The sequence below is a fragment of the Bradyrhizobium sp. ISRA464 genome (assembly GCF_029910095.1).
In the GTDB taxonomy this organism is placed as follows: domain Bacteria; phylum Pseudomonadota; class Alphaproteobacteria; order Rhizobiales; family Xanthobacteraceae; genus Bradyrhizobium.
This window is the reverse complement of record NZ_CP094526.1, coordinates 2,477,609-2,491,310: the sequence shown is the minus strand read 5'-3', so window position 1 is coordinate 2,491,310 and position 13,702 is coordinate 2,477,609. Positions and strand designations below refer to the sequence as shown.

Genomic DNA, 13,702 nt, shown 5'->3' with positions numbered 1-13,702 from the left:
ATGGACGCCGTGAAACGCTACTTCCGCAGCCCCGCCGCCGTCGTCGGCCTGATCCTGCTCCTGCTGATCATCGCGATGGCGATCAGCGCGGGCTGGCTCTATCCGCGCGATCCGCTGGCGCTCGCGGGGCGGCCGCTGATCTGGCCGTTCTCCAACCCGCGCTTCCTGCTCGGCACCGACAATTCCGGACGCGACATCGCCGCGCAGATCTTCTACGGCGCGCGGATTTCGCTCTTGATCGGCGGCGTCGCCACCGTGATCGCGATCCTGATCGGCATCCTGGTCGGCGCCTTCGCGGGTTACTACGGCGGCTGGGTCGACAATGTGCTGATGCGGATCACCGAAGCGTTCCAGACCTTGCCGAATTTCGTGCTGCTCCTGGTGCTGGTCGCCGTGTTCGGCTCGACGCTGACGACGGTGACGATCGCGGTCGGCGTGGTCTCGTGGCCGGCGCCGGCGCGGCTGACCCGCGCCGAGTTCCTGTCGCTGCGCAATCGCGAATTCGTGCAGGCCGGCAGGACGCTCGGCATGCGGGATATTCAGCTCATCCTCGGCGAAATCCTGCCCAACGCGCTGCCGCCCGTGATCGTCTATGCCAGCGTGGTGATGGCGGTCGCGATCCTGCTGGAAAGCGCGCTCGCCTTCCTGAGGCTGTCCGACCCCAACGTCGCCTCCTGGGGCAACCTGATCGGGCTCGGCCGCGACGTGCTGCGGGTGCAGTGGTACGTCTCGGCGATCCCCGGCATCGCGATCCTCGTCACCGTGCTTGCGGTCTCGCTGGTCGGCCAGGGCCTCAACGACGCGCTCAATCCGAGGCTGAAGAGCCGATGAGTGACATTGTTCTTTCGCTCGACGGGCTGACGGTGCGCCTGCCGAAGGGCGCCGATCGGCCGCACGCGCTCGCCGATGTCTCGCTGTCGGTCGCCTCGAACGAGATCCTCTGCGTGGTCGGAGAATCCGGCTCCGGCAAGTCGATGATGGCCAACGCCATCATGCGGCTGCTGCCGAACGAGGTGACGATCGAGCAGGGCCGGATGATGTTCGACGGCCGCGACCTCTGCGCCGCAAGTCCCGCCGAGATGCGCGACGTGCGCGGCGCCGGGATCGCGATGATCTTCCAGGAGCCGATGACGGCGCTCAATCCGCTGCGCACCATCGGCGACCAGATCGGCGAGATGTTCTCGATCCACTCCCGCCTGTCGAAGGCCGAGATCAACGCGCGGGTGCTGGCGCTGCTCGACGACGTCCGCATTGCCGATCCGAAGGCTGCAGCGAGGGCCTATCCGCACGAGCTCTCGGGCGGCCAGCGCCAGCGCGCGATGATCGCGATGGCGCTGGCGCTCGACCCGAAGCTCCTGATCGCAGACGAGCCGACCACGGCGCTCGATGTCACCACGCAGGCGCAGATCCTGAAGCTGATCCGCGACCTGCAGCAGCGCAAGAAGACCGCGGTGCTGTTCATCACCCATGATTTCGGCGTGGTCGCCGAGATCGCCGATCGCGTGGTGGTGATGCAGCACGGCGCGATCGTCGAACAGGGCACAGCCGACGAGGCGCTGAACAATCCGCAGCACGCCTATACCAGGCAGCTGATCGCCGCGGTGCCGCCGCTCAAGGCGCCGCCGCCGCGCATCCTCTCGGGCAGGGACGTCCTGACCATCGACCGCGTCTCCAAGACCTACCGCACCGGCGGCTTCCTCGGCCGCGGTGCGCGGGTCACCGAGGCAGTGAAGAACGTCTCGCTGCATTTGCCGCGCGGTGCGACGCTCGGCATCGTCGGCGAATCCGGCTCGGGCAAATCGACGCTGGCCCGCTGCATCGTGCGGCTGATCGATCCCGACGCCGGATCGATCCTGCTCGACGGCAAGGATTGGGCGAAGCTCAGGCGCGACGAGGTCCGCCGCGAGACCCGCCACATCCAGATGGTGTTTCAGGATCCCTTCGCCTCGCTCAACCCGCGCCGCAAGGCGGCCGAGCTGGTGGCGCAGGGACCGATCGTGCATGGTGCGGATCCGGCCATGGCGATTGCGGAGGCGAGAAAGCTTTTCGAACTGGTCGGCCTCGACCCGTCCGCCGGCGACCGCTTTCCGCACGAATTCTCCGGCGGCCAGCGTCAGCGCATCGGGCTGGCGCGCGCGCTCGCGCTAAAACCGGATGTACTGGTCGCCGACGAGCCAGTGTCGGCGCTCGACGTCTCGGTGCAGGCGCAGGTCCTGAAGCTGCTCACCTCGCTGCGCCAGCAGCTCGGGCTTTCCATCATCTTCATCACGCACGACCTGCGCGTCGCCGCGCAGATCTGCGATCTCGTTGCCGTGATGAAGGATGGTGCCGTGGTCGAGCAAGGGCCGACCGCCGAGGTGTTCGGCAATCCGCAGACCCCCTACGCGCAGGCGCTGCTATCAGCGATCCCAGGCGGCGCGTTCGCTCGCGAGCACGACACGGCGGCCGTGTAGCCAGACACCCGCGGTCCGCAGCGCTCCCTACTCGGCCGCTTGTGGCTTACGCTCTTCGCGCAGCCGGAAACGCTTCAGCAAGCCGGACACCGTGTCGCGGAAGCCACCATACTCCAGCTCGGAATACGGCAGCATGGCGGCACCAGACCAGCCCTGGCTGCGCATCTCGATTGCCTTGCGCTGGGCGCGCTGGCGGACCTCGTCCCACGCAAGGTTGTCAAAGAAGTCGGTATAGGACTCCGAAAACTTCCCTTCCCTGTCGATCGAAAAGCCGACGCAGGAAACGATCGGCAGGCAGTACATCCCCGTCACCGGCGTGTTGAGAGGCACAGGCATGAGCGGCATCACATGCGAGCCGCGCGCATCGCCACCCACGAAGTGCGCCTTGGCGAACGGCGAGATGATTTCTTCAGGCGCCGCGAAAATCCCCTGGTTCCTGACGATCGCGACCGGATCATCCTTGCCGGTATACTTGCCCGCGATCGCGTGAAGGCGCTGCGCTGAAACGGCCACGGCGACCTCGCCATAGGTTTTCGAGACGATGCGATCGATGCCGAAGCGTTCGTTGTCGCGAAGCAGCGCGGCAATGTGGTAGCCGTCCGCGGGCGCGTCGAGTTCGATCACACTGTCGCCGGCCGTGTTGTCCATGTCGATGATATGGAAACGGAACCCCTTGATCATCGGGGGCAGCATCAGCCCCGCGCAATACATGGGATCGGCAAAGGCCAGATAGAGCGGCAGGTTGTAGGCGCCGGGACCGCATTTGTCGGCAGCGAACACCATGAAGGACTCTGCAGGTCTTGCGCCCGAGAGGCTGTGGTCGAAGCTGAGTTCGGCGACGGCCGGGCCGGCGCCGCGCACGTTTCCGGAAGGGGCGTCGACGAGAAGATCCTGGCCGGCGCCGTAGAGCCCGGAGGTCTTCGCAACCGCAGTGGCCGCGAGAAACGTCTTCCAGGCGAATTGATGGACTTCGGAGCTCCCTTCGCCCCGCGTGTGCGTCATGATGATCGCAATGTCGTCGCCGGTATGGCGAACGAAACTGTCGATCAAGAGACCGTTGTCGATCGCATTTGCGACCTCCCCCTCGACAGCCGCCATCATGCGTGCAGATGGCTTCGTATGACCCCCAACGGAGCCAATGTCAGCCTTGATGACCGAAATGGTGAGTCTCATGAGCATCCCTCCGACCACAGCTCAGCGCCTTCGCCTCGGCGCTCGCTGCGCCGGGGGCGACGGCGCTGCTTATTCGAGAAAGAACCTATACTGTTACGATAAGTTCCACTCTGGATTATGGCCCGTCTGGAATCCGTGTCGATACGCGCCAACGACGCATTTGGAATAATCAGTCATGCTCGATGGGGTTACCACCTCCCGCGCTATGACGCGCGGGTGAGAAAGATCGGCAACCCCCGCTTGTTGGAATAGAGAGGACGGTAGCGTTCCTTATTGTACGAGCTGGCCACATCCAGTTTGCGCGGTCCGAGCTTGGCGTCGGGGATGGGGACGAGGTCGTAGCGGCCCTCGACCAGCGCCGACATCAGGCCGGACTTGCCTTCCAGGATGGCATCGTAGGCCATGTTGCCAAACGTCAGCGCCACAAGCTTGTCGATGAAGTCCGGATCGCCCGATCGCAGGTCGTAGGTGAGGTCAGAGACGATGGTCTCCTCACCGGTGCGCCGCTTGATCTCGTCGGCGAACGCTTCAGCTACGCTCGCCTTCCTGCGGTGACCGTAGGCGTCAGGCTCGCCGTATTCCTGCACCTTGTAGTCCTCCCACTCGGCGCCCTCACTGAGCACGATCAGCGCGTAGTTGCTCGGATTGGCGTGCTTGTCCTCGAGGAGAAGCTGGATCAGTTTGTCGAGACTGACCTTGTACTCCGGTATGGCGCATCGGATCGAGGTCGCGTATGCGGTATAGAGCGCCGTAAATCCGGCATCGCGACCAAAGATGCGGAAAATGCCAATTCGCTCGTGCGAGCCAACGGTGGTGCGTTGCCGCTGGATGGCATCGCTCGCTCGCGTGATCGCGGTCGAGAAACCGATGCAGTATTCGGTGTTGCGGACGTCGTTATCCATCGTCTTGGGAATGGCAATGATCTTGACGCCGAGTCCATTGAGCTTGTCCGCATAGCTGAGCGTATCATCTCCGCCGATGGCGATCAGATGTTCGATGCCGAGCCCCGTGAGGTTTGCCAGCACCTGGCCGGTGAGGTCCCACGTCCTGGTCGCGATACCCCCCTTGGTGCTCTGGGAAACCGGAAAGCCCTCGCCCGCGAGATGATCAGGCAACTTCTTCATTTTAGAGGGATTGGTGCGGCTCGAGTGCAGCACGGTGCCGCCGCGCCGGTCGATGACGCGCGTGTTTTCGCGGTTCAGCGGGATCACGTAGTGGGACTTGCTCGCGGGGTCGTCGAGGTTCAGGTGGGTAAGGGCTTCCCAACCACGGCGGAGACCGACGACCTCGATGTCGTCCTCACTGCCGCGATAAGTCACGCTCTTGATCACTGCGTTGAGGCCGGGGACGTCGCCGCCGCCCGTGAGAATACCAATGCGCTTCCTCGCCATGCCCTCCTCCCAGGATCTGTATGTGGCAATAACGCCTGCGTCACGTCGTGGTTTCCATGAGACTGTCCACCAGCGGCGGAATCCTCGTGAACGCAGCGCTCGGCCGCACCTGATTGGCCTCCATTCTTCGGAGCGCGACGTTGTCTGACCAGTCTCCAACTCGGGCGGCCGGCCCTCCATTCTCTACATCACATCTCCCGCGCGTCGCGGCGGCGATAGACCAAGAGCATCAGCGGCGCGAGCTTGCGCATCAGGCCGTGCGCCGGGATCGTCACCGGCTCGGTGAAGGGCAGCGCGAGCTCGCCGTCGGGCACGCCCTGCACCGCCTTCGCCAGCTCCCGGCCGAGCGGCATGGTCAGCGCAACGGCGCGGCCGTTGCAGCCGGTCCAGCCAAAGGCATTGGGCCCAAGCCGGTGGATGCGCGGCAGGAAGTCGGAGGTCATGCCGACATAACCGTTCCAGACGTAGTCGAACGAAACGTCGCCGATCTGCGGCCACAGCCTCTGCAGCCGCTCCGTCACCCGCGCCTTCAGCCGCGCGGCCTTGTCGCCCGGACCGATCACCGCGCCGCCGGTGACGAGGCGGTTGCGGGCGTCGTAGCGCGCGAAATAGAGCTCGCCATGGGTGTCCGACATCGCAAGCCGGCCAGGGATAATGGTCTTGCGGACATTGTCCGACAGCGGCTGGGTCGCCATCTGCCAGGACAGCACCGGCATCACCTCATGGGCGATCTGCGGCACCAGCGATGTCGAAAACTCGCCGCTATAGGCGTTGGTCGCGACCACCAGAGCGCGGCCGGAGATTTCGCCTCTTTCCGTCTTCACCACCCATCGGTCGCCGCGTCGCTCGAAACTTGTCGCCGGCGAACGGGCGTAGATGCGCGCGCCGAGACCGAGCACGGTGCGCGCCAGGCCCCGCGCCAGCGCCAGCGGATTGATGTGGCCGCCGGTCCTGTTCCAGAACCCGCCATACCACGCATCCGACCCGAGCATGTCCCGGACGTGGTCGCGCGACAGCAATTCGACCGGCGCACCGAATTTCGACCATTGCCGCACCCGCCGCTCCGCGATCTTGATGCGGCCCGGCGAATGCACCGGCTGCACCCAGCCGGCCTGCTCGTGCTCGGCCTCGATATTGTAGCGCCTGACGATGTCGAACAGCGTGGCGGCGCTGTCGCGCAGCATCGCGACGAAGCGCTCGCCGGCCGCACCATGCCTGGCGACAATGTCCTCGGGATCCGGCCGCGACAGCGTCGGAATCACCTGGCCGTTGTTGCGGCCCGAGGCGCCCCAGCCCGGCTCGGCGGCCTCGACGATCGCAACATCGATATTGGCCTCGCGCAAGTGCAGTGCCGTCGAGAGGCCGGTGAAGCCACCGCCGATAATCACCACATCGGCCTGTTGCGCACCGGTCAGTTCGGGACAATCAGGACCGGACGGTGTCACCGCGGCCCAAAGCGAGTTGGGCCAACGCACGGCATTGCTGCTCATCATGATCCTTTCTTGCGGGCGCCCGATCGTTCTGGTTAGCTTTATTCCTTCATTCCAGCCGGGGAAAGACAAGAAGTGGCACTCAAGAACGTCATCGGAATCGATCACGCCGTGGTCATGGTGAAGGACCTCGACAAGGCCGCCGAGAACTACAAGCGGCTCGGCTTCACCGTGTCGCCGCGCGGCACCCACAGCGCGCATATGGGATCGGGCAACTACACCATCATGTTCGATCCCGACTATATGGAATTGCTCGGCGTGCTGACGCCGACAGAACATAATGCTCCGGCGCGTGCCTTCCTGGAGAAGCGCGGCGAAGGCATCGAGCGGATCGCGTTCACCGCGGTGGATTCGGCCGCCGGCGCCGAGGAGATCCGCGCCCGCGGCTATGCGCCGATCGGGCCGACCGATTTCGAGCGTCCGGTGACGCTGCCGAACGGCACGGTCTCTGCGGCAAAATTCCGCACCTTCCAGTGGCCGACCGCGGAGGCGCCCGGCGGCGTCCGCATCTTCGCCTGCCAGCACAAGACGCGGGAGACGGTGTGGATTCCCGAGCTGATGACGCACGCCAATGGGGCAAAACGCCTCAGGCAGGTGCTGATCGTCTCGCCGGACCCGACAACCGATGCGGCGCATCTCTCTGACATGATCGATGTCGCTGTGAGGAACGAGGCCGACGGCGCGGTTGCGGTGCCCTCCGGCGGGGATCGCGCCGACTTCGTCTTCCTGAGCAAGGACCAGCTCGGCAAGCGCTATCCCGGCGTCTCGCTGGACGGCCTCCCCGATCGCGGCGGCGCGGGCCTGGTGATCGCAGCCGATCTCGCGGCGACGAAGACGGCGCTGGGCGGGACCGGCGTGAGCAGCGGCAGCAGCATCTGCGTGCCGCCGGCTGCGGCCAACGGCACCCTGCTCGCCTTCGTCCAGGCGTAGCAACCGTGACATGCGCGACGCGGCGGTCATGCTGCCGCGTCGCGCATGTTGGGTCTAAGGCATCTTTCAAGCGAAATGCGCACCGGTTCGCGTGAAGAAAACGCATCAAAACAAGAACCTACAGCTTCGGTCCTGATCCAATCAAAACGGAAAATGCTCTAGGCAGACGACGCGCAGGCGCTAGTATCTCTCCTAAACAAGAATCGTCATTGGGGAGAGAAACATGACGCATCACCTGATCTCGCGCCGGCAAGTCCTGGCCGGCACGGCCGCCGTCGGTGCGGTTGGACTGACCGGCCGTCCGGCGCGTGCCGAGGTGAACTGGAAGAAATATGCCGGCACCAAGCTTGAGGTGATCCTCGCCAAGGGGCCACGCGGCGACAATCTCCAGAAGTACATCAAGGAATTCACTGAGCTCACCGGCATCGAGGTCGAGTCGGAGCAGATCCCCGAACAGCAGCAGCGCCAGAAATGCGTGATCGAGCTTTCATCCGGGAAGCCGAGCTTCGACGTCATTCACTTGAGCTATCACGTGCAGAAGCGGCAGTTCGAGAAGGCCGGCTGGCTCGCCGACATGTCCGGCTACATGAAGGACCCGACCCTGACCACGCCCGACCTGGTCGAGAGCGACTTCTCCGCGGCCGGGCTGCAATACGCCAAGAACGACAAGGGGCAGATGCTGTCGCTGCCGTGGTCGGTCGACTACTTCATCCTCTACTACAACAAGGAGCTGTTCCAGAAGAAAGGCATCGCCGTGCCGAAGACCCTCGACGAGATGGTCACGGCTGCGGAACAGCTCACCGACACCAAGAGCGGCATCTACGGCTTTGTCGGGCGCGGCTTGCGCAATGCCAACATGACGTTGTGGACCAACTTTTTCCTCAACTACGGCGGCGAGTTTCTGGACGGCAAGGGCAACATCCTGACCGACGGGCCCGAGGCGGTCGCCGCGACGAAACTCTATCAGACGCTGCTGACCAAGGTTGCGCCCCCCGGCGTCGCCGGCTTCAACTGGATGGAATCGATGGCTTCGTTCACGCAAGGGCGCTCGGCGATGTGGATCGACGGCGTCGGCTGGGCGCCGCCGCTGGAAGACCCCACGGCCTCGCGCATCGTCGGCAAGGTCGGCTACACCGTGGTGCCCGCCGGACCGAAGGGACAGTATTCGGCGACCTATGGCGACGGTATCGGCATTGCCGCGGCGAGCAAGAACAAGGAGGCGGCCTACCTGCTGTGCCAGTGGGTGGTCTCGAAGAAGCAGGGCGCGCGGCTCTTGCAGGCGGGCGGCGGCGTTCCGTTCCGCAACTCGATCCTGAATAATCCCGAGGTCCAGAAGGGCGTGAAGATGCCCAAGGAATGGCTCCAGTCGGTGATCGACTCCGCCAAGATCTCGAAGCTCGGCCTGCCCGTGGTGATCCCGGTCGCCGAATTCCGCGACATCGTCGGCGCCGCGCTGACCGCGACGCTGTCGGGCGCCGATCCGGCAACGGAGCTGAAGAAGGCACACGCGCAGTTCCGCCCCATCCTGGAGCGCAGCGAAAAAGCGTGAGCCTGGTGACACAAGCCTCTCCGGCTGCGGCTGAGGACGCCGCGCCGGAACGTGAATGGCGTCCGCCGTCCTATTGGCCGTTCGTGATCCCGGCACTGATCGTCGTGCTGGCGGTGATCATCTTCCCGTGGGTATTCACGATCTGGATGAGCATGCACGAATGGAAGGTCGGCTCGCCGACCACCTTCGTCGGGCTCGCGAATTACCTAAGGCTGCCGATCGACCCGCGCTTCGTCGAGGCGGTCGGGCACACATTGCTCTACACCGCGCTGTCGGTGCTGCTGCCGCTGATCTTCGGCACGCTGGCAGCAATCGTGTTTCACCAGAAGTTCGCCGCCCGCGGCTTCCTGCGCGGCATCTTCATCATGCCGATGATGGCGACCCCGGTGGCGATCGCGCTGGTCTGGACCATGATGTTCCACCCGCAGCTCGGCGTGCTCAATTATCTGCTGTCGCTGGTCGGCCTGCCGCCGCAGCTCTGGGTGTTCAACCCGACCACGGTGATCCCGTCGCTGGTGCTGGTCGAGACCTGGCAGTGGACGCCGCTGGTCATGCTGATCGTGCTCGGCGGCCTCGCCGCGATCCCGACCGAGCCTTACGAGAGCGCGCAGATCGACGGCGCCAGTTTCTGGCAGGTGTTCCGCTTCATCACCCTGCCCCTGATCATGCCGTTCCTGTTCATCGCCGGCATGATCCGCATGATCGATGCGGTAAAAAGCTTCGACATCATCTTCGCGATCACGCAAGGCGGACCGGGTTCGGCGTCGGAAACCATCAACGTCTATCTCTACAGCGTCGCCTTCGTCTATTACGACCTCGGCTACGGCTCTGCCATCGCCGTGGTGTTCTTCCTCCTGATCGTCGCGCTGGCTGCCCTCCTGCTCTATTTGCGCAAGCGCATGCTGTGGACAGCAGAGGTTGGAGGCGGCGCATGAACCCGCGTCAGCTCCTCGGGCGGATCGGGCTGTGGCTGTCGGTGCTCGTCATCGTCTCGCCGGCGATCCTGTTCTTCCTCTGGATGGCCTCGCTGTCGCTGAAATTCGAGATCGACAACGCCGCCTATCCGCCGGTGTTCATCCCGGAGAATTTCGCCTGGAAGAACTATGCCGACGTGCTCGCCTCCAACCGTTTCCTGACCTACTTCGTCAACAGCCTGATCGTCACCGGCTCTGCGACCGGGCTCGCCATGCTGGTCGGCGTGCCCGCCGGTTACGGCATCGCACGGATGGCCGCGCATAAATCCGCGATCGTGATCCTGATCGCGCGCATCACGCCGGGCCTGTCCTACCTGATCCCGCTGTTCCTGCTGTTCCAGTGGCTCGGCCTGCTCGGCACGCTGGTGCCGCAGATCATCATCCATCTCGTGGTCACGGTGCCGATCGTGATCTGGATCATGATCGGCTATTTCGAGACCACGCCGCTGGAGCTCGAGGAAGCCGCCCTGATCGACGGCGCCACGCGCTGGCAGGTGTTCCGCCATGTCGCGCTGCCGATCGCCAAGCCGGGGCTTGCGGTCGCCTTCATCCTTGCGGTGATCTTCTCCTGGAACAACTTCGTGTTCGGTATCGTGCTGGCCGGGCGCGAGACGCGCACGCTGCCGGTCGCTGTCTACAACATGATCTCGTTCGACCAGTTGAGCTGGGGCCCGCTCGCCGCCGCCGCGCTGATTGTGACGGCACCGGTTCTGCTGCTCACCGTGATGGCGCAGCGGCAGATCGTCGCCGGTCTCACCGCGGGTGCAGTGAAGGGCGGGTGATAACAGACGTCATCCGTCCCGGCCACCGACCGATCTCGACCATCGGTCAGTGCTTGAACAGGCTCCAGGCTATGATACCGCCGACGACCAATACGGCTGCGCCGAAGATGACGGCGAGCCAATCACCGAGCGTCCATCTGTCGGCTTCGACATATGCGTCGTAGCAGTCCTTGCAGAGAACGAGCGTACGCGTCGCATAGTAGGTCTGCCCGGTTGTATAGGACGCGGACGAGCCCGACGAATATGAGGCGCGACCGCCTGACGAGGACCTGCGGCGGGATGACGTGCCGAAGCGGCTCCGTCCAGACGAGCGGCCGACCTGCTCCTCATAGCGGTACTCATGCTTCTCGTAGAGCGGCATTCGCTTGCCACACTCCTCGCAATGCGTCTTCACGTACTCCGCTTCGTCGTGATCCTCCTCGATGTTGTCTTCGACGTCTCCCTCTTCATCGTCGGCATCAGGAAGTGACGGCACATATTTCACAAAGACCGGACTTTTATCCTCGCGATAGACCAGTCCAATTCCTCTCGTCTTTGGCGGAGAGCAGTTGAGATCATTCTGCATGTCGTTCCACCAGAACTCGATCGTCTCGTGCTTGTCTTCTCCATCGAGCCTGAACCGCGCCCATTCATAGATCGACACGCGCCGCGTCGAGTCTCGAGCCAGGTCCTTCGCGCGAGACAGGGCCGCGTCGTAATCGAAAAATTCGGTCCAGACCGGCTCATCGTCGTCGACCCTGTCCATGACCAGGAAATGCCCGACCGGATCGAGCGGCGGCTTGATCTCGTCATGATCGAAATCTTCGTCAGGTGGGCCTGCGCCGAGTTCCGGCTCATATTCGACCCATCGCTTCCTGCCGACTTCCGGCACATAGAAGCCGTAGCCGCGAGTCTTCAGTTCTCGCTCGTCATTCCACGCGGAATTCCACCATATCTCCAGGAATTCGGTTCGCGGCTTGTTGTTCGATCTGAAGGTCCCGCTCTCGGAGAGACAGATGGCCCGCTTGTGGCCGTACTTGCGATCCAACGCCTGCGCCGCCTTGATGGCCTCATGATAGTTATGGATCGGTGGAATATCGGCGTGCGCTGATCCTTGATCGGAGGCAACAAAGATCCAGAAAAGGCCGCGCGCATTGTTGAATGTTGACATCGACCAGTCTTTGAACGGAACCAAGAAAACGGACCGGACGCTATCAGGAGTCGATGTGGAGAGTCACGCCGACACGAGCTGTGCCTGCAGGACGATCAACAGAAAGGCCGACCGACCGCGAAGGCGATGGTGCACCGCATTTCTCAGGAGCGAGCTTACGCCGCCCGCAATGCCTCTAGCACCGCCTCGGAATGAGTGCCCCCAACCGAAAATGCCACCCTGAGCCTTGATCATCTTCAGGCCCATCTCATGGAATTCCGGAAAATAGGACGCGCAGCCGTTGGAGATGACGACGCAGCGAAACCCGCGGTCGTTGGCCTCGCGCACGGTGGTGTTGACGCAGATCTCGGTGGTGACGCCGCAGACCAGCAGGTTCTCGATGTCGTATTTCTGCAGGATATCGCCGAACTCGGCGGCGTAGAACGCACCCTTGCCGGGCTTGTCGATCACGATCTCGCTGTCGAACGGATAGAGCTCAGGAATGATGTCGTGCCCCGCCTCGCCGCGGACTAGGATTCGTCCCATCGGACCGGGATCGCCGATCCGCAGCGACGGCGCGCCGCGCTCGACCTTGGCCGGCGGCGCGTCGGACGGATCGGGCAGATGGCCCTTGCGCGTGTGGATCACGAGCAGTCCGGCATCGCGCGCGGCGCGCAGGACGGAGGCGATCGGCCACAATCCGGCGGCGGCATTGCCCGGCTACTTGAAGAAATGCACCAGCCCAATGCTCAGGCCGAGCAGCAACAGCAGCGACAGCGTGACCGCTGCCGTCACCCGCCCTCCGACAGTCGAGAGCGCGCGCACATCGACGCCGAGCCCGAGCGCTGCCATCGAGACGACGGTGAGGATCGCCGCGGTCTTCGTCACCGGCGCGATCACGATGTCGGGCACGAGCTGGAGCGAGCGCAGCGCGGCGAGCACCAGAAAGCCGATGATGAACCAGGGCACCAGCTTGAACGGGCTGATCGACACAGCCCTGGTGGCGTCCGCCTTGCGCCTGCGACGCCGCGCGACGAACAGCGAGAGGCCGACCACGATCGGGCCCAGCATCAGAACGCGCACCAGCTTCACCAGCGTGCCGAGCTGCGTGCTGACGATGCCGGCAGGAACCGTCGCCGCCAGCACCTGCGGCACGGCGTAGACCGTGAGCCCGGCCAGGATGCCGTATTGCGTGGCCGAGAGCTGCAAGAGCGGAATCAGCAGCGGCAGGCCCAGTACCATCAGCACGCCGAGAATGGCCGTGAACGAGATCGATGAGGCGATGTCGTCGCCGTCGGCCTCGATCACGGGGGCAACGGCCGCGATCGCGGAGTTGCCGCAGATCGAATTGCCGCAAGCGATCAGGACGGAGAGCTTTGCCTTGAGCCCGAGCATCCGGCTGAGGCCATAGCTCACCGCCAGCATGATGACGACGGTCACCGCGATCGCGCTGATCAGGAGATAGCCCGACGCCACGATGGCCGCGAAGCTGATGGAGGCGCCAAGCAGCATCACGGCGACCTCGAGCAACTGCTTGGCGCTGAAGGCGATGCCGGAGCGCCAGCCCTCCGATGGCTGCCAAACGGTGCGCACCGCCATGCCCAGAAGGATCGCAACGACCAGGGCCTCGATATAGGGATGGTCGAAGATGCGCTCCTCCGCGGCCTGGACGCCGAGCGAGATGACCGTGATCACTCCACAGAGGAGGATGCCTGGAATGAGGTGGAATGCCCGCTTGAGCGGGTCCTGCTTCTGCCCCTGATCGTTGGATGGTTCCGGCACGAGATCTCCTTTTCGGAGAAGATTTTATGCGCCATCGCGCGCTCTTTGG

The 13,702-nt window shown here is 64.1% G+C and carries 11 protein-coding genes and 1 pseudogene; 6 read left to right on the top strand and 6 right to left on the bottom strand.

The genetic code is table 11. The features are described from left to right. Entirely contained in the window at window positions 1-831 is an 831-nt protein-coding gene (locus MTX19_RS11660; protein ID WP_280983715.1) for an ABC transporter permease, read from the top strand. Continuing rightward, a complete protein-coding gene (locus MTX19_RS11655; protein WP_280983714.1) occupies window positions 828-2,453 on the top strand; it encodes an ABC transporter ATP-binding protein in 1,626 nt (541 codons plus the stop codon). Before MTX19_RS11660 ends, MTX19_RS11655 begins: the two co-directional genes overlap by 4 nt. A 27-nt stretch (window positions 2,454-2,480) precedes the next feature. On the opposite strand, the gene MTX19_RS11650 is transcribed toward MTX19_RS11655, so the two are convergent. The 3 genes from MTX19_RS11650 to MTX19_RS11640 form a co-directional block, all read right to left on the bottom strand. After that, window positions 2,481-3,626 (bottom strand): fructose 1,6-bisphosphatase, encoded by a 1,146-nt coding sequence (locus MTX19_RS11650; RefSeq protein ID WP_280983713.1) that lies wholly within the window; start codon window positions 3,624-3,626, stop codon window positions 2,481-2,483. A gap of 203 nt (window positions 3,627-3,829) precedes the next feature. Beyond that, window positions 3,830-5,017, bottom strand: coding sequence for a 6-phosphofructokinase (locus tag MTX19_RS11645; RefSeq protein WP_280985971.1), 1,188 nt, complete (start codon window positions 5,015-5,017; stop codon window positions 3,830-3,832). Window positions 5,018-5,205: 188 nt separating this feature from the next. Continuing rightward, window positions 5,206-6,507 carry an FAD-binding oxidoreductase gene (locus tag MTX19_RS11640; RefSeq protein WP_280984765.1) on the bottom strand — a complete coding sequence of 434 codons (1,302 nt, stop codon included), beginning with the start codon at window positions 6,505-6,507 and terminating at the stop codon, window positions 5,206-5,208. Between the two features lie 75 nt (window positions 6,508-6,582). Between MTX19_RS11640 and MTX19_RS11635 the strand changes: the two genes are divergently transcribed. From MTX19_RS11635 to MTX19_RS11620, 4 genes are all read left to right on the top strand, one after another. Next, on the top strand, window positions 6,583-7,437 hold the full coding sequence (locus MTX19_RS11635; protein WP_280983710.1) for a VOC family protein: 855 nt from the start codon (window positions 6,583-6,585) through the stop codon (window positions 7,435-7,437). A gap of 223 nt (window positions 7,438-7,660) precedes the next feature. Further along, entirely contained in the window at window positions 7,661-8,986 is a 1,326-nt protein-coding gene (locus tag MTX19_RS11630; RefSeq protein WP_280983709.1) for an extracellular solute-binding protein, read from the top strand. After that, window positions 8,983-9,921 (top strand): sugar ABC transporter permease, encoded by a 939-nt coding sequence (locus MTX19_RS11625; RefSeq protein ID WP_280983708.1) that lies wholly within the window; start codon window positions 8,983-8,985, stop codon window positions 9,919-9,921. The genes MTX19_RS11630 and MTX19_RS11625 overlap by 4 nt, the downstream gene beginning before the upstream one ends. After that, window positions 9,918-10,742 (top strand): carbohydrate ABC transporter permease, encoded by an 825-nt coding sequence (locus MTX19_RS11620; RefSeq protein ID WP_280983707.1) that lies wholly within the window; start codon window positions 9,918-9,920, stop codon window positions 10,740-10,742. Before MTX19_RS11625 ends, MTX19_RS11620 begins: the two co-directional genes overlap by 4 nt. A gap of 46 nt (window positions 10,743-10,788) precedes the next feature. Here the strand turns inward: MTX19_RS11620 and MTX19_RS11615 are convergent, their stop codons facing one another. The 3 genes and pseudogenes from MTX19_RS11615 to MTX19_RS11605 form a co-directional block, all read right to left on the bottom strand. Next, window positions 10,789-11,892 (bottom strand): hypothetical protein, encoded by a 1,104-nt coding sequence (locus MTX19_RS11615; RefSeq protein ID WP_280983706.1) that lies wholly within the window; start codon window positions 11,890-11,892, stop codon window positions 10,789-10,791. 155 nt (window positions 11,893-12,047) lie between these two features. Beyond that, window positions 12,048-12,564, bottom strand: a pseudogene (locus MTX19_RS11610) (isochorismatase family cysteine hydrolase); the annotation flags it as partial. A 27-nt stretch (window positions 12,565-12,591) separates the two neighbouring features. Then, window positions 12,592-13,653, bottom strand: a complete 1,062-nt coding sequence (locus MTX19_RS11605; protein ID WP_280983705.1) for a putative sulfate exporter family transporter — start codon at window positions 13,651-13,653, stop codon at window positions 12,592-12,594. Window positions 13,654-13,702 lie beyond the last annotated feature (49 nt).